General features: G+C 67.5%; 16 protein-coding genes. 8 read left to right on the forward strand and 8 right to left on the reverse strand.

Annotation, left to right across the window (positions count from 1 at the left end):
• Positions 1–34: 34 nt before the first annotated feature.
• Genes CXY91_RS20360 through CXY91_RS20390 form a run of 7 tightly spaced genes read right to left on the reverse strand, consistent with a single transcriptional unit; the run spans position 35 to position 7566 of the window.
• The gene (locus CXY91_RS20360) at positions 35–718 is read right to left on the reverse strand and encodes a transglutaminase-like domain-containing protein (RefSeq protein WP_100963018.1); all 684 of its coding nucleotides are present in this window, start codon (positions 716–718) and stop codon (positions 35–37) included.
• A gap of 13 nt (positions 719–731) precedes the next feature.
• Positions 732–1337: a 2-hydroxychromene-2-carboxylate isomerase gene (locus tag CXY91_RS20365; RefSeq protein ID WP_100963019.1), complete on the reverse strand. Its 606-nt coding sequence runs from the start codon at positions 1335–1337 to the stop codon at positions 732–734.
• A 3-nt stretch (positions 1338–1340) separates the two neighbouring features.
• Positions 1341–2948 (reverse strand): acyl-CoA carboxylase subunit beta, encoded by a 1608-nt coding sequence (locus CXY91_RS20370; protein ID WP_100963020.1) that lies wholly within the window; start codon positions 2946–2948, stop codon positions 1341–1343.
• A 4-nt stretch (positions 2949–2952) separates the two neighbouring features.
• Positions 2953–3453, reverse strand: a complete 501-nt coding sequence (locus CXY91_RS20375; RefSeq protein ID WP_100963021.1) for an acyl-CoA carboxylase biotin carboxyl carrier protein subunit — start codon at positions 3451–3453, stop codon at positions 2953–2955.
• 2 nt (positions 3454–3455) lie between these two features.
• Entirely contained in the window at positions 3456–4943 is a 1488-nt protein-coding gene (locus CXY91_RS20380; protein ID WP_210202608.1) for an acetyl-CoA carboxylase biotin carboxylase subunit, read from the reverse strand.
• Complete coding sequence (locus CXY91_RS20385; RefSeq protein ID WP_100963023.1) at positions 4940–6778, reverse strand: acyclic terpene utilization AtuA family protein; 1839 nt, start codon at positions 6776–6778, stop codon at positions 4940–4942. The genes CXY91_RS20380 and CXY91_RS20385 overlap by 4 nt, the downstream gene beginning before the upstream one ends.
• Positions 6779–6783: 5 nt before the next feature.
• On the reverse strand, positions 6784–7566 hold the full coding sequence (locus CXY91_RS20390; protein WP_248307571.1) for an enoyl-CoA hydratase-related protein: 783 nt from the start codon (positions 7564–7566) through the stop codon (positions 6784–6786).
• A 207-nt stretch (positions 7567–7773) separates the two neighbouring features.
• Here CXY91_RS20390 and CXY91_RS20395 point away from each other — a divergent pair, with 207 nt between their 5' ends.
• Positions 7774–9027, forward strand: a complete 1254-nt coding sequence (locus CXY91_RS20395; RefSeq protein WP_100963024.1) for an acyl-CoA dehydrogenase family protein — start codon at positions 7774–7776, stop codon at positions 9025–9027.
• Positions 9020–9898, forward strand: coding sequence for an SDR family oxidoreductase (locus CXY91_RS20400; protein WP_100963025.1), 879 nt, complete (start codon positions 9020–9022; stop codon positions 9896–9898). Before CXY91_RS20395 ends, CXY91_RS20400 begins: the two co-directional genes overlap by 8 nt.
• 9 nt (positions 9899–9907) lie before the next feature.
• Here the strand turns inward: CXY91_RS20400 and CXY91_RS20405 are convergent, their stop codons facing one another.
• Positions 9908–10642 carry a TetR/AcrR family transcriptional regulator gene (locus CXY91_RS20405; protein WP_100963026.1) on the reverse strand — a complete coding sequence of 245 codons (735 nt, stop codon included), beginning with the start codon at positions 10640–10642 and terminating at the stop codon, positions 9908–9910.
• A 325-nt stretch (positions 10643–10967) separates the two neighbouring features.
• Between CXY91_RS20405 and CXY91_RS20410 the strand changes: the two genes are divergently transcribed.
• The 6 genes from CXY91_RS20410 (at position 10968) to CXY91_RS20435 (ending at position 18547) form a co-directional block, all read left to right on the forward strand.
• The gene (locus tag CXY91_RS20410) at positions 10968–11930 is read left to right on the forward strand and encodes an NAD(P)H-dependent flavin oxidoreductase (RefSeq protein WP_100963027.1); all 963 of its coding nucleotides are present in this window, start codon (positions 10968–10970) and stop codon (positions 11928–11930) included.
• A 333-nt stretch (positions 11931–12263) separates the two neighbouring features.
• Positions 12264–13103 carry an ABC transporter ATP-binding protein gene (locus CXY91_RS20415; RefSeq protein WP_100963028.1) on the forward strand — a complete coding sequence of 280 codons (840 nt, stop codon included), beginning with the start codon at positions 12264–12266 and terminating at the stop codon, positions 13101–13103.
• The gene (locus CXY91_RS20420; protein WP_100963029.1) at positions 13100–15052 is read left to right on the forward strand and encodes an AMP-dependent synthetase/ligase; all 1953 of its coding nucleotides are present in this window, start codon (positions 13100–13102) and stop codon (positions 15050–15052) included. Before CXY91_RS20415 ends, CXY91_RS20420 begins: the two co-directional genes overlap by 4 nt.
• Positions 15053–15281: 229 nt before the next feature.
• Positions 15282–16169: a branched-chain amino acid ABC transporter permease gene (locus CXY91_RS20425; RefSeq protein WP_100963030.1), complete on the forward strand. Its 888-nt coding sequence runs from the start codon at positions 15282–15284 to the stop codon at positions 16167–16169.
• A 4-nt stretch (positions 16170–16173) separates the two neighbouring features.
• Positions 16174–17247 carry a branched-chain amino acid ABC transporter permease gene (locus tag CXY91_RS20430; RefSeq protein ID WP_100963031.1) on the forward strand — a complete coding sequence of 358 codons (1074 nt, stop codon included), beginning with the start codon at positions 16174–16176 and terminating at the stop codon, positions 17245–17247.
• 37 nt (positions 17248–17284) lie between these two features.
• Positions 17285–18547 carry an ABC transporter substrate-binding protein gene (locus CXY91_RS20435; protein WP_158673510.1) on the forward strand — a complete coding sequence of 421 codons (1263 nt, stop codon included), beginning with the start codon at positions 17285–17287 and terminating at the stop codon, positions 18545–18547.
• Positions 18548–18597: the final 50 nt, after the last annotated feature.

The following is an 18597-nucleotide window of genomic DNA, read 5'->3' on the forward strand; positions in this document are numbered from 1 at the left end:
TCACTGGTCGGGCCCGCTGGCCGGGACGCGATGGTCACGCGTCCGGGGCGTGTTCAGGACGAGCCTTGCCCGCAAGGGCGGCGCGCTCCGCCGCCATCGCCGTGATCAGGCGCGGATAGGCGTCCTGCATCGCCTCGCGAAAGGCTTCGAACGGCATCTCGTCATGATCGCCGCGGTCGAGCACATAGTCCATGTGCTGCCGGCCGGCCGCATCGAAGGGCTGGAAGATCGAGTCCACGCTGCCGTCGAAATCGAGCGGCTCGACGTCGAAGCGGGCGCAGAAGGCAAGATCGAACGCCGGCGTCGCCTTGACCCAGCGGCCTTCGAGATGGAGCAGCGTATAGGCGTGCCGGCGGAAGACGTCGCTGCCCATCAGGTCGAGGATGCGCGGCGAGGCCAGGTGGTTGCGCACATCGGCGAAGCCGACGCGTGCCGGAATGCCGGCGGCGCGGCAAACCGCAGCAAGCGTCACCGCCTTGGGCACGCAGAACGAGCCCTTCGCCTCCAGGCAGCGCGAAGCGACGAAGATATCGCGCTCAATCCCGAAATAGCGCAGGTCGTATGGGATCGCGTCGCGGACGGCGTAATAGAGCCGCACGGCGCGGTAGCGATCGGGTCCGCTGCCGGCATGGCGGTCGACAAAGGCGCGGACCGTCGGCGCATTCGCATCGATGAAGGGCGTCGCCTTCAGCGCCCCGGCGAGCCTGTCGTCGCTCATCGCACTCTCCCGTTTACGCCATGCGCGGATGCTGCAGCCGCCAGGCGATCTGCGGCAGGCGGTCGGCGCCGAAGAAGCTTTCGCCGTCCAGCGTCATGAACGGCACGCCGGTGATATTGGCCGCGCACGCTTCATCCACTGCCTCGCCAAGGCGCTGGCGGCCTTCGCTGCCGTCGATCATGGCGCGGACCGTCTCCGGTGTCTCGTCCGCAAGACAGGGCAGGGCGGCGAGCACGGCCGGGTCGGTGATTTCCTCGCCTTTAGCGAAGAACGCTTCGAAGATCTCGCTCGCCAGGCGCAAACCGTCCTGCGGCCTTGTCGCGGTCCAGGCGTGGTAGAGCCGACCGGCGAGATGCGCCGAGATCTGCAGCGGCTCGGGGATCCTGAAGGGCAGGCCGAAGAACTCGGCCGAGCGGATCACGTCCTCGAGAAAATAGCGCCGCCGCGCCGGCTTCTCCAGCGGGTTGGTCGCACCCTGCTGCTTGAACACCGCCCAGAGCAGGATCGGCCTTAGCTCCAGTGCCCGGCCATGCTCTTCCGCCAGTCGCGCCAGCGGACGAAGCGCGAAATAGGAATAGGGCGAGGCGAAATCGAGATAGAGGCGCAGCGCTCCCGGCATCGATCAGAACCTGAAGACGCCGTAGCCGGGCGGGCCGAGCGGGGCGTTCAGCGAGGCCGAGATCGCCACGCCCAGCGCGTTGCGGGTGTCGAGCGGGTCGATGATGCCATCGTCCCAGAGTTCCGAGGTCGAATGATAGGCCGAGAGCTGCTCCTGATAGGCTCTCCGCGTCTCCTCCCAGAGCCGATCGATCTCGCTCTGGTCGACCGCGCCGCCATTGCGCTTCATCTGGTTGGCCTTGACCTCGGCCAGCGTGTTTGCCGCCTGGTCGCCGCCCATCACGCCGATCTGGTGGTTCGGCCAGGAGAAAAGGAAGCGCCCGTCGAAGGCACGCCCGCACATGCCGTAATTGCCGGCGCCGAACGAGCCGTTGCACATCACCGTGAACTTCGGCACCCGCGAGCAGCTCTGCGCCATGATCATCTTGGCGCCGTCCTTGGTGATGCCTCGCCTCTCGTATTCGCGCCCGACCATGTAGCCGGTGATGTTCTGCAGGAAGACCAGCGGCGTATTGTTCTGGTTGCAGAGCTCGATGAAATGGGCGCCCTTGATCGAGGAATCGTTGAAGAGCACGCCGTTATTGGCGAGGATGCCGACCTTGAAGCCCCAGATATTGGCAAAGCCGCAGACCAGCGTCGTCCCGTAATTCGGTTTGTATTCATGGAAGCGGCTGCCATCGACGATGCGGGCGATGATCTCGCGCATGTCGAACGCCTTCTTGATGTCGTCGGGCACGATCCCGTAGATCTCGGCGGGATCGTAGAACGGCTCCTCCGGCGCCTCGCGCTGGGCTTCCCAGCGCGGCAACCGGTCCCATTGCGCGACGATGTCGCGGCCGATCTCGATGGCGTGTTCCTCGCTGTCGGCGGGGTAGTCGCAGGTGCCGGAGACGCTGGTATGCATCTCAGCGCCGCCGAGCTCCTCGACCGTGACGTCCTCGCCCGTCGCCGCCTTCACCAGAGGCGGGCCACCGAGGAAGACCGCGCCGGTGCCGCGCACGATGACGCTATAGTCGGACAGCCCGGGGATATAGGCGCCGCCGGCGGTGCAATGGCCGAAGACGAGGGCGAGCTGCTTCACGCCCATCTTCGACAGCAGCGACTGGTTGCGGAAGATCCGCCCGCCCATGTAGCGATCGGGGAACAGTTCCGACTGGAGCTGCAGGAAGCCGCCGGCGGAATCGCAGAGATGCACGACCGGCAGCCGGTTCTCCATGGCGATGTCGAGGGCGCGGACGATCTTCTTGACCGTCAGCGGATACCACGCGCCGCCCTTCACGGTCGGGTCGTCGGCGCGGATCATCACTTCGCGGCCGCAGATCATGCCGATGCCGACGATCGAGCTCGCCGACGGCGATTCGCCGCCATAGGCCATGTTGGCCGCGAGCGAGGACAGCTCCAGGAAGGGTGTGCCGGGGTCGAGCAGCATCTCGATGCGCTTGCGCTGCGGCATCTTCTGCTGGCGGGCGAGCCGATCGAGATCGCGCTGCGGCCGGCTATGACGCGCCGCCTCCTGCTTCGCCTTGAACTCGGCGACGAGGCGGCGGTTATGCGCCTCGTTGCGGCGGAAATCGGCGGAAGCGGTGTTGATCGACGATTGCAGTCTGGACATCGGGTCAGCCTTCCGCCGGAGCCGCAAGACGGGCGAGGACGGTATCCTTGTCGAAGCCTTCGCCCTCGCGCGCCGCGATCTCGGCGATCTCGCCGTCGCGAGGCGCATCGAGTTTCATCTGCAGCTTCATGCTTTCGATCGTGACGACGGTCTCGCCGCGCTGGACCTTGTCGCCGATGCGCTTGTGGACCACGACGACCGTGCCCGGCATCGGCGCGCGCACGACATTGGCGCCGCCGCCGGCTGCCGAGGCTTCGGCTGCCGCATCAAGGCGGCGCAGCGCGAAGCTGCGCCCGTCCAGCCGGACGATGACGCCGTCGGCGCTACCGGCGCGGACGAAGGCGATCGGCTCGCCATCGAGTGTGAGCTGGCGGCTGCCGTCGCCGGCCTCGTCGAAGCGCTCCACGACATGCCGGCGACCGTTGATCGAGAGCACGAGATGCGGCCGGCGCGCCAGGATGGTGACGTGATGCACGCTGCCAGCGAGATCGAGCTTGAGGACCATGCTCAGTTCCTCCAGCGCCCGATCGAGGCGTGCGGCTCGGGCACGTCGAGGATGAGCTCGCGGAAATCGCGCAGGCCGAGCGCCGCGGCGATCAGGACCTTGTCGCGCGTCGCATCATTCGGTTCGCCGGCGGCGAGCGCCGCCTTGTGCTGTGCGACGAAGCCGGTGTGCAGTTCCCCGGCGGCGAAGGCGGGGTGGCCGAGCACGCGGGCGAGATAGTCGATATTGGTCTTGACCCCGAGCAGAGCGAGGTCGTGCAGCGCCGCGATGCTGCGGTGGGTCGCGCTGGCCCGGTCGGGCCCATGGGCGACGAGCTTGGCCAGCATCGGGTCGAAATCGGCGGTAACGCGCTGGCCGCGATCGAGCGCGTTCTCGAATCGCAGATAGGCCGCCTGCGGCGCGTCGAGGTGCAGGATCGTGCCGGTCTCCGGCAGGAAGTCGCGTTCGGGATCCTCGGCGCAGATCCGGCATTCGATCGCGTGGCCATTGGCGGTGACTTGATCTTGCGCGAAAGGCAGGTCGTGCCCGGCAGCGATCTCGATCTGCAAGCGTACGAGGTCGAGCCCGGTGATCATCTCGGTGACGGGATGCTCGACCTGCAGGCGCGTGTTCATCTCCAGGAAGAAGAAGCGGCCGTCTGCGCCGAGGATGTATTCTACCGTGCCGGCATTGCGATAGTGTGCCGCCGCCGCGAGCCTGACCGCCGAGGCGCAGATCTCGTCCCGCATTCCGGCCGGCAGGTTCGCCGCCGGCGCCTCCTCGATGATCTTCTGGAAGCGGCGCTGCACCGAGCATTCGCGCTCGAACAGGTGGATGGCACCGCCCTTGCCGTCGCCGAAGACCTGCACCTCGATATGACGGGGCTGCTCGACGAAGAGCTCGGCATAGACGCGCCCGTCGCCAAAATAGCGCTGGGCCTCGCTTGCGGCGTGGCGGGCCGCACCTTCCAGCTCCTCGGCCGAGCGCACGATGCTCATGCCCTTGCCGCCGCCGCCGGCCGCCGCCTTGATCAACAGCGGGAAGCCGATTTCTGTCGCCTGGCGGGTGAATTCGGCGAGATCCTGCGTCGGCATCACCGAAGGCGCGACAGGCACGCCATGATCGGCTGCGAACTGGCGCGCCGAGATCTTATCGCCCATCAGAGCGATCGTATCGGCATCCGGGCCGATGAAGGTGATTCCGGCCTCGGCGACGGCGCGGGCAAAGCGCGCATTCTCGGAGAGGAAGCCATAGCCGGGATGGATCGCATCGGCCCCGACGGCGCGGGCAGCGTCAACGATCTGTGCGATGTCGAGATGGGCGGCGACCGGCGTCTCGCCGGAGATTTCGATCGCCTGATCCGCCTCACGCACATGCCGGGCGCGAGCCTCGACCGGGTGGTGGATCGCGACCGAGGCGATGCCCATCTCGCGCAAGGTCCGGATCACCCGGCAGGCGATCTCGCCGCGATTGGCGATCAGCACCTTGCGGAACGGCGGAGTGCTCATCATGCGTCGTCCATGGTCTTGGAGTCCTGGAGGGGGCCGCCCGGCGCAAGCCAGGCGGCAGGGACGGGCACCGGCAGGCTCATCAGCACCTGGGCCATCGCCTTGCCCTGCGGGTCGTGGCGCAGCGAGGCGATGCCGCCGCCGCCAAGCGCCCGGTGCATCACGAGGTTGAATCCGCGCAGGCCCGGCCAGTCGAAGCGCTCGACCTTGCCCTGGACGTGGTGCGCGAAATGCTGGCCGACCGCCTCCGGCGTCAGCGCGCGCCGGAGCCAGGGCAGGAAAGCGGCATCGCGCGCGATCACGCCGATATTGGCGATGTCGCCCTTGTCGCCGCTGCGGCCGAAGGCGAGGGCGACGAGCGGGACGGAGACGGTCTCGCCGGTTGGTGTCTCCGGGGCGTCCGAGTTCGCGCTGGCAGGAGAGGGCGCGCTCGTGGCCGCCGCGGGGATATGCGCCGGCACCGGCAGGCGCGTCTCGCCGAGACTCACCGTCGGTTGCAGCTCGGACTTGTCGATCAGGAAGGAGAACAGCCTGATCACCGGCTGCGGCTCGGGCCGGCCTCCGGCGAAGCCGGTCAGGCTCTGCGCCATTGCGGTTGCGGCCGGGTAGATTTCGCGGGCGAAGATCTGCAGCGCCTCCTTTGAGGGGTGGCGCACGCCGATCTTGAGCACGACCTCGCGTGTCGCTCGCGCCCGGCTCTGCGCCCCATAGCTCGCCTCGGCGCCGAGCGTCTCGACCGAGATCTCGGCGAAATCCGGGAAGCCGGCCTCGCCGATCAACCGGCCGCAGCGGGCAAGAACCGCCTTCGCGACCGCTTCGGCCCGCTCGGCAGCCTCATCGCCGACGATCATCATCGTCGCCGCGCAGCGATAGCCGTCGGCATAGGTGGCGCTGACCTTGTAGCTGCTGGACGGTGCCCACCCGCGCGCACCGGACACCCGGACGCGATCGAGGCCGGCGGCTTCGAGCCGCACCTGCGACCAGTCGCAAGAGACATCCGGCAGCATATAGGCGGCGGGGTCGCCGACCTCATAGACGACCTGCTCGGCGATCGTCGAAGGGGTGACGCGCCCGCCGGTTCCCTCGGGCTTGCCGATCTCGAAGCTGCCATCGGCCCTGCAATCGGCGAAGGGAAAGCCCATATCGGCCCAGTCGCCGGCGACCTCGCGCCAGTCGGTGACGATGCCGCCGGTCGCCTGCGCGCCGCATTCGAGGATGTGGCCGGCCAGACTCCCGGCCGAGAGTTTGTCGTAGTCCTCGGGCGCCCAGCCGAATTCATGGATCAGCGGGCCGAGAACCACGGCCGAGTCGACGCAGCGCCCCGTCACCACGATATCGGCGCCGGCTGCCAGCGCCGCCGCGATCGGGAAGGCGCCGAGATAGGCGTTGATGCTGGCGGTCCGCTCGGGGAAGGGCGCGCCTGAGAACATCTCGGTGATGCCTTGGGTGCGCAGCCGCTCGGCTTCGCCCGAGAGATCGTCGCCGGTGACGATCGCGACCTTGAGCTCGACGCCGACCTCCCTGAAGGCGGCGAGTAGCGCGTCCCGGCAGGCTTCCGGGTTGACGCCGCCGGCGTTGGTGACGACGCGGATGCGCTTTTCCGCGATCTCACGGGCGAGCGGCTTCATCACCAGCGAGACGAAATCGGTCGCATAGCCGAGCGCCGGGTTCTTCGCCTTCATCCGGGCGAGGATCGACATGGTGATCTCGGCGAGATAGTCGAGCACGAGATAGTCGATGCCGCCCTGCCGGACGAGCTGTCGCGGCCCTTCCGGGCTGTCGCCCCAGAAGCCGGCGCCGCAGCCGATGCGGATGCTCTCGCGCAGTGTCGCCGCCATGGCGCTCACCGCCCGGTCCAGGCAGGCGGGCGCTTTTCGGCGAAGGCGGCAAAGCCCTCGCGCGCATCCTCGGTGCGGGCCATGTTCGCCAGCATGAACTGGGCGTATTCGAGCGCCGCGTCGGTCGACATCTCCCTGATCTTGGCGAGGCTCTGCTTGCCGAGGCGGATGCCGGTCGGCGACTTGTCGACGAGGCGACCGACCAGCCACGCGGTCTTGGCGTCGAGCTGATCAGCCGGCACGGCGTAGTTGACGATCGCGCCGGCCTCGGGATCGCCCGCCTTGATGGTCTCGCCGGTCAGGCAGAACTCCATCAGCCGGCGATAGGGCAGGACCCGCATCAGATAGGGCAGGATCATCATCGGGAAGAGCCCGACCTTGACCTCGGTCACCCCGAGCAAGGCGTCGTCGCGCGCCACCACCAGATCGCAGGCGCAGATCAGGCCGAAGCCGCCGGCCAGCGCATGGCCGTTGACCCGCGCCACCAGCGGCAGCCGGCAGGCATCCATCCGGCGCAGCAGGCGGGCGACGTAATGGCGGGGGTCGGCGGCCTCGATGGTGAAGGGGGTTCCGTCCGCGTTCGGCTTGAGATCGCCGCCGGCGCAGAAGGCCTTGTCGCCGGCGCCGGTCAGGATGACCGCGCGCACTTCGGAATCGGCCTCGGCCCGGTCGAGCGCGGCAACGATCCCCTCGGCGACCGCCTCGTTCAGGGCGTTGCGGCGGCTCTCGCGATTGATCATGACGACCAGCGCCGCGCCCTCTCGTCGGGTGATGACGTCTTCGCTCACGGGTTCCGTCCCTGCGCGGCTCGCTGAAGGAGCCTTCGCTGAATAAATGATTTTAATTCATTTGCTGTGTCAATAGGCGTTCCATACCTGAATCGTGCCAGCAATTGCGCAAACGGATTATTCGATTTCGCCGTATCCGGCCTGCATTGACAGTTGGGTTTGGCGCTGATGAAATGCGCTCAATAAGATCGACAGCCGAATGGCGCGATGCCCGCACCGCTGCGTGACGAGGCAAGGGAGGAGATCGACTTGAATGCCGTGACCGGTAGCAACCGCGCCAACGCCTTCGGCCTCGACGAGGAGCAGAACGCCATCCTCGACGGCGCCGACCGCTATGCACGCGCCGAGCTCTATCCGCTGTCGCGGCGCATGGACGACGAGGAGTGGTGGCCGGACGAGGCTTTCCGCCAGATCGGCGCCAACGGCTTCTTGGGCGCGACGATCCCCGAGCAATATGGCGGGGCCGGGCTCGACCTGCTTCAGGCTGGCTTGGTCCTGCAGGGCTTCAGCCGCTGGAACCATGCCATGGCGCTCTCGGTCGTCGCCCACGACAACCTCTGCGCCAACAACATCTATCGCAACGGCAACGAGGAGCAGCGGCGCAGATACCTGCCCGATCTCTGCTCCGGCAGAACGATCGGTGCGCTCGGCCTGACCGAGCCGGGGGCAGGGTCGGACGCGCTCGGCTCGATGCGCACCACGGCGCGCCGCGACGGCGACCATTACGTCCTCAACGGCAGCAAGATCTACATCACCAACGGCCCGGTCGCCGACGTGCTGCTGGTCTATGCCAAGACCGACAAGGAGCGCGGCGCCCACGGCATCTCCGCCTTCATCGTCGAGAAGGGTTTTCCCGGCTTCAAGGTGGCGCAGAAGCTGGTGAAGATGGGCTATCGCGGCAGTCAGACGGCGGAACTGCTGTTCGAGGATTGCCGTGTGCCGGCCGCCAACCTCGTCGGCGCCGAGAACCAGGGCGTCGCGATCGTGATGAGCGGGCTCGATCTCGAACGGGCGATGATCTCGCCGCTCTGCCTCGGCGTCGCCGAGCGGGCGCTGGACCTCTCGATCGACTACGCCAGGACGCGCAAGCAGTTCGGCAAGCCGATCGGCGCCTTCCAGATGGTCCAGTCCATGCTGGCCGAGATGTATGTGCTGGTCGAGACCATGCGCAGCTTCACCTATCGCACCTTGGCCGAGGCGGCGCCGCTCGAAGTCGGCGGCGGCGGGCGCGGCGACATCCATCGCCTGACCGCGGCCTCGGTGATGTATGCGGCGCAGGCCTGCCACGATGTCCTCGACAAGGCGGTGCAGGTCCATGGCGGGGCCGGCTATATCTGGGAATCGGAGATCAACCGTCTCTTCCGCAGCACCAAGCTGCTGGAGATCGGCGCCGGCACCACCGAAGTCCGCAAGATGATCATCGCCGGCGAATTGCTGAAGGGGATGGACCGTCATGGCTGAGGCCGAGCCCCGCGAACTCGGGCTGGACGACGCCGACCTCGCCGTGCTGCCGACGGTCTACGGACCCGACGCTTTCGCCGGCAAAACCGTCCTCATCTCCGGCGGCGCCGGCGGCATCGGCCGCGCCACGGCCTGGCTGCTCGGCCGGCTCGGTGCGCAGGTGATCATCGCCGGGCGTGACGAGGGCAGGCTGGAGGCGGCGGTGCAGGCGATGCGCGCCGCCGGGCTGAAAGCGGCAGGCAGGACGGTGAATGTCCGCGATCCCGCCACGATCACCGCGCTCCACGACTGGATCGCGGCCGAGTTCGGGGGCATCGACATCCTCGTCAACAGCGCCGGCGGCCAGTTCCCACAGGCGGCGATCGACTTCTCGACCAAGGGCTGGAACGCCGTCGTCGACACCAATCTCAACGGCACCTGGTACATGATGCAGGAGGCGGCGCGGCGCTGGCGCGATGCCAAGCGGCCGGGCAGCATCGTCTCGATCGTGGTGGTAACGCGCCAGGGTCTGCATGGCGTTGCCCATACCATTGCGGCCCGCGCTGGCGTGGTCGGCCTGACCCAGGCGCTGGCGGTGGAATGGGCGCCGCTCGCTATCCGGGTGAACTGCATCGCGCCGGGCGCGGTCGAGACGCCGGGCTGGCGCGTCTACGATCCCGCGCAGGTCGCGGCCTATCCGCGTTCCAACCCGATGATGCGCACCGCGACGACCTGGGAGGTGGCGGAGGCCTGTGCGTATCTCTGCGGCCCGGCGGCGGCCTATGTCACCGGCGAGGTGCTCAACGTCGCCGGCGGCGCGCAGCTCTGGGGCGAGACCTGGACGATCCCGCGCCCGGCCTTCTTCGACGGTCCGGGTAGCAGTGGCGGATAGGCGATGAGCTCAGCGCGCCCGGGCGGAGGAGGGCTTCGTCGGAGCGATGCCGGCGGCAGCCTCGAGCCGCGCCGTTGCAGTCTCCAGCCGGGCGACCACGCTCTCCATCGGCGAGGCCGGCTCGTCGTCGAGCGCGAGGCCGTGATGGACCAGATTGGTGATGGCGTCAGCAAGCTCGGCCGGGTCGAAATCGCCTTCGCCACGCAGGAAGGCCCAGGTGCGATGCTCGATGCAGCCGAAGACGAGGTCGCGCACCAGGCTCGGCGAGGTCTCGGGCCGCAGATCGCCGGCGGCGATGCCGACCTTGACCACGTCGACCAGGCGATTGGTGTAGGCGCGGTTCAGCTCGAACAGATGCGAGCCGCGATAGTCGGGTGCCGGCCGGATCTCCTGGAACATCAGGCGCGACAGCGCGGGGTCGCGGTGAATCGAGGTGAGGTGGGTGTAGACGATGAAACGGATCTGGTTCCAGCTGCCGCGCACCGCAGCGAACTGCTCGGCATCGTCGCGCAGCATCTCCTCGAACCAGTGCTCGACGACCTTGACCAGCAATTCGCGCTTGTTGGCGAAGAAGCGGTAGATGCTGCCCTCGACCACGCCGGCGCGCAGCGCGATGTCGGTGATCAGCGCGTCGTTATAGCCTTTCTCGACGAAGACCTCCTTGGCCGCGGCCATGATGTCGGAGATGCGCCGCTCGGGCGGGAGCCGGTTGACCTGGCGCTTCAGGGCATTGCGGGGCGGCATCGATGATCCTTGCTGAGGCGAAGTGGCAGCGCGCTGGCGGGCCTCGTAGAGCCGGTCGAGGGGTTAGCGCAACGCCGGTTCGTCGCGGCGCTTCAGTCGCGTCCCGATACTGTCCTAATAAATACCATTCATCACTATCGCGCCGCAAGCAGGAACGTGAGGTAAGCCGGAAGGTCGGCCGAGGCGCAGTTGCTGCCTGTCCGGACTGGATGGTCATGCCGGGCTTCGCCGCTGATGACGCCCGCGGAAGGGCTGCTAAGTCGCGTTCATTGCATTGGCGACCGGGCGCGGGCCGGGAAGGGTCGCCTTGTTAGGGGAGGGGGCCTTGCCGTTGCCTGCAGCTTTCGCCGGACGCCTGCGCGTTCCCGTCATCGCCGCGCCGATGTTCCTGATCTCGGGGCCGGATCTTGTCGTCTCGTGCTGCCGCAACGGCGTCATCGGCAGCTTTCCGGCACTCAACCAGCGGACGACGGCCGGTTTCGCCGACTGGCTCGACGAGATTGCGCGCCGGCTCGACGGCATAGATGATGCCGCACCTTTCGGCGTCAACCTGGTGGTCCATCGCAGCAATCCGCGGCTGGAAGCGGATCTTGCCGTCGTCATCGAGCGCAAGGTGCCGCTGGTCATCACCTCGCTCGGTCTCAACCGCGACCTGATCAAGGCAGTGCATGGCTATGGCGGACTGGTCTTCCATGACGTGATCAACCTCGCCTTTGCCGCCAAGGCGGCTGATGCCGGCGTCGACGGGCTGATCGCCGTCTCGGCCGGGGCCGGCGGGCATGCAGGGCCGCTCAATCCCTTCGCGGCGCTGGCCGATATCCGCCGCATCTTTGACGGCACGCTGGTGCTGGGCGGCGCGCTGAGCACGGGCACCCAGGTCGCGGCGGCCCGGATGGCGGGGGCGGACATGGCCTATCTCGGCACGCGCTTCATGGCGACGCAGGAAAGCATGGCGCCGCCAGCGCTGCGGTCCATGCTGCTCGACGCGTCCGCGGCCGACATCGTCTACACTCCGGCGATCAGCGGCGTGCACGGCAATTTCCTGCGCCCCAGCATCATGGCGGCCGGGCGCGATCCCGACGATCTGAGCAAGCCCGCGAGCTATGATTTCGGCACGACGGAAGCCAAGGCCTGGCGCGACATCTGGGCGGCGGGCCAGGGTGTCGGGACGATCCGCGATGTGCCTGCTGCGGCCGACCTCTGTCGGCGACTGGCGGATGAATACGAGGAGGCGCTGGACGGCGCTGCTCGCCTGTCGTGCCGGGCGGTCGAACGGCCGGCGGGCTGAGCCGGGTTCATTGAGCTGCGGATCGGGGACAGGTGTCGAATGGTGTGGTCGGTCGGCGCGAAAGGGGTACTTCGGGCGGACTTGTGCGAAAATTCGCAGCTGCCGACAGGGCGGACACCGGTCGGCGAAAGAGTTGACAGCACAAGATGAATTCTATTCATTAGCTGTATCGAGCTGACGCATATCGAGCCAACAAGCCAGCGCAGCCGGGGAGGATGCCGTGGGAGTCAACGCCGTTCGCGCGGCGGCGCCTTGTGTGCGCCGGGTGCCCGCAGATGTCGCGCTTGGGGTCGTCGCGCGCGGCCTTCCGGCCGGCCGGTCCGGGCGCCTCGGATGAATGAGGTTCAGTACCGCCACGCCGCGAGCGCCGCAGGCGCGCCCGTCGCGCTCTCCTGCACCGGGATCGAGCGCGTCTTCGGCGGCCTTCGGGCGCTGAAGGGTGTCTCGCTCGACGTTCGCCAGGGCGAGATTCTCGGGCTCGTCGGTCCGAACGGCTCGGGCAAGACCACCATGGTCAACGTGATCACCGGTTTCTACCCGCCGAATGCCGGCAAGGTCAGCCTGTTCGGCGAGGACATCACAGCGCTGAAGCCGCACCGCGTCGCCGCCCGTGGCGTCGCCCGCACCTTCCAGAATCTGGCCCTGTTCAAGGGCGTGAGCGTCCTCGACAACATCCTGATTGGCCGCCACACCCACATGAAGCCAAGCGCGCTCGGGGCGCTGTTCTACTGGTGGTGGGCCGAGCGCGAAGAGCTGGCGCACCGGCGCGTCGTCGAAGAGATGATCGAGTTCATGCAGCTCCAGGACATCCGCGACGAGCCGGTCGAGGTCATCCCGCTCGGCCTGCAGAAGCGTGTCGAACTGGCGCGCGCCCTCGTCGCCGAACCGCGCCTCCTGATCCTGGACGAGCCGATGGCCGGCATGAACCAGGAGGAGAAGGAATACATCGCCCGCTTCATTCTCGATGCGAGCGAGGCCCGCGGCGTCACCACCCTGATCATCGAGCACCACATGGACGTGGTGACCTCGATCTGCGACCGGGTCGTCGTCCTGAGCTATGGCGAGGTGATCTCGGAGGACGAGCCGCAGGCGGCGATCTCGCATCCGAGCGTGGTCAGCGCCTATCTCGGCGAGCGCGCCGCCAAGCGCCACCAGGCCGGGAGCACGGCATGACGGCGGTATCGGGCAGGATCGGGGAGGTGGCCCACTGGCCGGTCGCCGCGAATGGCGAGCCGGCGACGCTGATCGCGGCGCTCGCCCGTAACGCTGCTGAGTTCGGCGACCGGGTCGCCTTCCGCGAGCGGCGTTATGGCATCTGGCAGGAACAGGACTGGCGCGCGGTCTTCGACGAGATCGCCGCCATGGCGGCCGGGCTCGAAGAGGCTGGGCTGGTCGCCGGTGCCGCGATGACCGTGATCGGCGACAACCGCCCGCGGCTCTACTACGCCATGCTTGCCGCCAACATGCTGCGCGCCTTTCCGTCGCCGGTGTTTCCCGACGTGCCGCTCGAGGAACTGATCGTCGCGACCCGGCATGGCGCGCCGCCGGTCGGTATCGCCGAGGATCAGGAGCAGGTCGACAAGCTGCTGCAGCTTCGCGATGCGACCGGGCGCGTCGCCACCATTCTCTACGACGACGAGCGCGGCCTTGACGGCTACGATCAACCCGGGCTGATGTCGCTCGATGAGCTCGTGAAAAAGGGTCGAGAGCGGCTGGCACGCGAGCCGGACCTCCTCCGGCGCTTCGTCGACGGGCCGCAGGCCGACGACATCTCGGTGCTGCTGCATTCCTCCGGCACGACCGGCCTGCCCAAGGGCATCCCGCTGCGCCACCGCAACGTCACCGGCGGCCTGCTCAATGCCGGCGCCAGCGGCTATTTCCACAAGCACGAGGAACTCTACGCTTACCTTCCGACGGCCTGGGTCGGCGATTTCGTCTTCACGCTTGGCGCCGGCATGATGATGGCGGCGACGATCAATATCCCCGAGCGGCAGGAGACGGTGATGCGCGACCTGCGCGAGGTCTCGCCGACCTTCTATCTCGCCGCGCCGCGCGCCTGGGACCAGATGCTGACCCGCGTCCAGGTCGGCATGAAGAACTCGACGCCGTTCAAGCGCTGGCTGTTCGAAACGGCAATGGAGCGCGCCGTCGCCTACGAGCGCAAGCGCCTGTCCGGCGGTTCGCTGACGCCGTCGGAAAAGCTGCTCGATGCGGTCGGCAACCTATTGGTCTATGCGCCGCTGCGCGATCATCTCGGATTAGGACGCGCCGAGCGGGCCTTCACCGGCGGCGAGGCGCTGGGCGAGGACACCTTCCTGTTCTTCCGGGCGCTGGGCATCAAGCTCAAGCAGTTCTACGGCCAGACCGAGACCTGCGCGCTGACGGCGGCGCAGACGGAAGGGCAGGTCAAGCTCCACACGGTCGGCAGGCCGATGCAGGGCAGCGAGATCAGGATCGACGAGAGCGGCGAGATCCTGGTGCGCTCCTCGTCGGTGGTCGACGGCTACTATGACGACCCGGAAAGCAGCGCCAAGGCGCTGGCCGACGGCTGGCTGCACACCGGCGATGCCGGGCGCATCGACGAGGATGGCCAGCTCGTCGTGCTCGGCCGCGTCAGCGAAGTCGTGCGCACCGCCTCGGGCGAGCGCTACATCCCGAACTTCATCGAGAACCGGCTGAAGTTCAGCCCCTATATTCGCAATGTCGCGGTGATCGGCGCCGGGCGCGACCAGCTCACCGCCATCGTCTGCATCGATTTCGACGCGGTCGGCCACTGGGCCGAGGAGCGCGGCATCTCCTACACCTCCTATGCCGAGCTCTCGCAGAAGCCCGAGGTGCAGGCGCTGATCGGCGATGTGGTCCGGCACGTCAACGGCACGCAGCCGGATGGCCTGCGTGTGCGGCGCTTCTCCAATCTGCACAAGGATTTTGACGCCGACGACGGAGAGATCACCCGCACCCGCAAGCTCCGCCGCAACACGATCGAGACCACCTACGCCTCGCTGATCGAGGCGCTCTATAGCGGGGTAACCGAGACCGTGTTCGACGCCGCCATCGCCTATGAGAACGGGGAGCGCGGCGTGATCCGACGGACGCTCAAGATCAGTGAGGTCCTCGCCTGATGGTTCGTCTGCGCAACGCTGATCGCCCGAACTCCTCCCTTCCCCCTTGTGGGGAAGGGCTGGGGATGGGGGTGGTGCCACTTGGTGCTCTCTTGGCAAAAAAGGCTGGCAGCGGGGACAACACCATCTGGCTCCTCCGATCGCTCCAGCTTTGCGACCCCCACCCCTTCCCCTCCCCACAGGGGGGAGGGGATCCCGCGGCCGCGCGTCTTGCGTGGAGGAATCCCTGATGGACTGGATCCTGCTCGCGGAACTCTCGACCAACGGCGTTTTCGTCGGCCTGATGTACGCGCTGGTCTCGCTCGGCATAGTACTGATCTACAAGACCTCCGGCACCGCCAATCTGGCCCAGGGCGCGATCGCCATGACCGGCGGCTACGTCACCTGGGCGCTCGCGACGCTGGTCGGCCTGCCGATGTGGCTGGCGATCCCGGCCGCGCTTATCGGCATGTTCGGCTTCGGCCTCTTGATGGAGCGCGTCGCGCTGCGCCGGATGATCGGCCAGCCGGTGATCATGACGATCATGCTGACGCTCGGCGTCGAGATCATGCTGCGTGGCCTGCTGCCGGGCATCTTCGGCGCGGCTGTGAAACGTCTCGACATCGGCCTGCCGCAGCAGCCGCTCTTCGTCGGCGAGCTCCTGCTCAATCGCTCGACGATGATCGGCGGCTCGATCTCGCTGCTGCTGATCCTGCTCTCGCTCTTCTTCTTCAACTCGCGCTTCGGCGTGGTGATGCGCGCCGTCGCCGATGACCAGACCGCGTCCTGGTCGGTGGGCATCAGGGTCGAACGGGCGATCGCCGTTGCCTGGGGGCTCGCCGCGGTATCCGCGACCGCCGCCGGCGTACTCTGGGGCAGCACCCAGGGCATCGACTGGTCGCTCTCTCTGCTGCTGATCAAGGCGCTCGCCATCGCCATCCTCGGCGGGCTCGACTCGATCCCGGGTGTGCTCGTCGCCGGCGTCATCGTCGGCGTCGCCGAGAGCCTCGCCACCGGCGTGCTCGATCCGCTCGTCGGCGGCGGCTCGCGCGACGTGGTCGCGGCCGTGATCATTCTCGTGACGCTGCTGCTCAAGCCGCACGGCCTGTTCGGCCGTCACCATATCGAGAGGGTCTGACGCCGTGTTCTATCGTCGCGCCGGTATCCGCCATACGCGCTATCAGGACGAGCGCCAGCTGTTCCCGCTCGGCTTCGACCGTGGGCTGATCATCGCTGTCATCGCCATCCTCCTGGCCGCGCCGTTCATCTTCGACCGGCTCTATGTCTCCGGCTACCTGCTGCCCTGGCTGATCTGGACCTCGGCCGCGCTCGGCCTCAACCTGCTGATGGGCTGGTCCGGCCAGATCCATCTCGGCTATGGCGCGGTGATGGGCATCGGCGCCTATGGCTCGGTTCACCTGGTGCGTCTCGGCGTGCCGCTCGAGATCGCGATGATCGCCGGCGGCCTGCTCAGCGCCACGATCGGCACGATGTTCGGCGGCGCGGCCCTGCGCATGAAGGGCATCTACCTGGCCATGGCGACGCTCGCCATGCAGTACGTCGTCGACTTCGTCATCTCGCATTCCTCTGTGATCAGTGGCGGCTCGCTCGCGACCTTGCAGGTGCCGCCGGTCAGCTTCCTCGGCATACCCCTGCAGGGCGACCTGCCGACCTATTACCTCGCTTTCGGCGTCTGCTTCGTCATCACGCTGTTCATGCTGAATGTCCGGCGCACCAGCTTCGGCCGGGCGCTGGCGGCGCTGCGCGAGAAGGATTACGCAGCCCAGATCCTCGGCATCTCGACCTTCCGCTACAAGCTGCTCGCCTTCTGGGTCTCGTCCTTCATCGGCGGCGTCGTCGGCTCGGTGCTGGCGGTGACCTATCTGCGCGCGATCTCGCCCGATCAGTTCCATATCGAACTCTCGATCCAGATCCTGGCGATGATCATCGTCGGCGGGCTCGGCAGCGTGCTTGGCCCGTTCTTCGGCACGGCGCTGATCCTGTTCGCGCCGATCCTGCTCAACAACCTGCTCGGCGCCGCCGCCGGCACCTTCGGCTGGTCCTTGCCGATCGACCTGCGCGCCCATCTGCCGCTGATGGCCTATGGCGCGCTGGTGATCGGCTTCCTGCTCTACGAGCCGCTCGGGCTCGCCAAGATCTACGCCAATTTCCGCAACTACTTGCTCGTCTGGCCGTTCCGCCATGCCCAGCGGTGACGGTGCCTCAATCAACGACAGGGCTGGAGGAAACAGGATGTCGCTCGATCGCCGTTCGTTCATCGCCGGCTCGGCCGCGCTGGCCGCGCCGCTCGCCCTGCCGGTGCAGGTCTTCGCCCAGGAGAAGATCGTTCGCTTCTCGCTGCCGCAGGACTTCACCCGCATCTACACCTTCGTGACCTCGGAATATAACCAGGGCCAGCGCGACTACTTCACCCTGGTCAATGATCGCGGCGGCGTCAGTGGCTACAAGATCGTCGCTGACATCACCGACCATGCCAACGACCTGCCGCGCGCCATCGAGGCCTATGAGCGCGGCAAGCGCGAGGGCGCCGTGCTGATCGACCCGCTCTCGACCCCGGTGGCGCGCGCGCTGGTGCCGCGCGCGCTCGAGGACAAGATCAACATGATCACCGCCTATTCCGGCCGCAGCGACGCGGCCGACGGCAGTGCCTTCCCCTATGTGCTGCCGCTCTCGATCAACTATTGGACCCAGGCCGGCCTGATCATCGAGCAGTTCAAGAAGACCGAGAAGGGCAGCCTCAAGGGCAAGAAGATCGTCTTCGTCCACATCGATACGCCCTTCGGCAAGGAGCCGCTGCCGATCCTCAACGTGCTCGCCAAGAAGGAAGGCTATGAGCTCGCGGCCTTCCCCTATACGCCGCCGGGCAACGACCAGTCGGCGATCTGGCCGCAGGTGCGCCGGGCCAGGCCCGATTTCGTGATCTTCTGGGGCGCCGGCGTCGGCCAGACCGTGGCGCTGACCGAGGCTATCCGCAACGGCCTGCCGATGGACCGGGTCTCCGGCAGCGTCTGGCTGTCCGAATCCGACATGGACGTGGTCGGGCGCGAGGCGGCCAAGGGCGTGATGAAGGTCGAGCCCTGCGTCGGCGGCCGCGAGCCCAAGGTGATCAAGGATATCCTCGCGGACGTCGTCGGCAAGGGCAAAGGCGCCGGCCCCGAGAACAAGGTCGGCACGGCCTACTACAACTACGGCGTCCAGATGGCGACGCTGATGGTCGAGGGCGTGCGCAAGGCGGCCGAGAAGGCGCCGAACGGGCCGGTCACCGGCCCCTGGCTCAACGAGGGGCTGCGCTCGATCACCAACTTCACCGCCGACGGCCTGCTGCCGCCGACCACGATCACCAGGGACGACCACCAGGGCGGCGGCATGGGCCGGATCGCGCGCTGGGACGGTGCCAAGTTCGTGCCGATCACCGACTGGTACTCTGCCAACCAGGACGTGGTCTGGGAGGAGATCCGCAAGAACTCGGACGAGTTCAAGAAGTCCGGGAAATGATGGGGTCCGGGCGGCGCGGGCGCTCCGCGTCGCCCCTTTTCGGATCGGGC

The organism is Allobosea sp. FBZP-16, assembly GCF_002831785.1.
GTDB lineage: Bacteria > Pseudomonadota > Alphaproteobacteria > Rhizobiales > Beijerinckiaceae > Allobosea > Allobosea lupini.

Coding starts and splice junctions, on each gene's coding strand:
- CXY91_RS20365 (WP_100963019.1), bottom strand. CDS start 1,337: ATGCCGGGAGCGCTGCGCCTCTATCTCGATTTCGCCTCGCCCTATTCC.
- CXY91_RS20380 (WP_210202608.1), bottom strand. CDS start 4,943: ATGATGAGCACTCCGCCGTTCCGCAAGGTGCTGATCGCCAATCGCGGC.
- CXY91_RS20420 (WP_100963029.1), top strand. CDS start 13,100: ATGACGGCGGTATCGGGCAGGATCGGGGAGGTGGCCCACTGGCCGGTC.
- CXY91_RS20395 (WP_100963024.1), top strand. CDS start 7,774: ATGCCCGCACCGCTGCGTGACGAGGCAAGGGAGGAGATCGACTTGAAT.
- CXY91_RS20375 (WP_100963021.1), bottom strand. CDS start 3,453: ATGGTCCTCAAGCTCGATCTCGCTGGCAGCGTGCATCACGTCACCATC.
- CXY91_RS20425 (WP_100963030.1), top strand. CDS start 15,282: ATGGACTGGATCCTGCTCGCGGAACTCTCGACCAACGGCGTTTTCGTC.
- CXY91_RS20435 (WP_158673510.1), top strand. CDS start 17,285: ATGTCGCTCGATCGCCGTTCGTTCATCGCCGGCTCGGCCGCGCTGGCC.
- CXY91_RS20400 (WP_100963025.1), top strand. CDS start 9,020: ATGGCTGAGGCCGAGCCCCGCGAACTCGGGCTGGACGACGCCGACCTC.
- CXY91_RS20405 (WP_100963026.1), bottom strand. CDS start 10,642: ATGCCGCCCCGCAATGCCCTGAAGCGCCAGGTCAACCGGCTCCCGCCC.
- CXY91_RS20415 (WP_100963028.1), top strand. CDS start 12,264: ATGAATGAGGTTCAGTACCGCCACGCCGCGAGCGCCGCAGGCGCGCCC.
- CXY91_RS20370 (WP_100963020.1), bottom strand. CDS start 2,948: ATGTCCAGACTGCAATCGTCGATCAACACCGCTTCCGCCGATTTCCGC.
- CXY91_RS20360 (WP_100963018.1), bottom strand. CDS start 718: ATGAGCGACGACAGGCTCGCCGGGGCGCTGAAGGCGACGCCCTTCATC.
- CXY91_RS20385 (WP_100963023.1), bottom strand. CDS start 6,778: ATGGCGGCGACACTGCGCGAGAGCATCCGCATCGGCTGCGGCGCCGGC.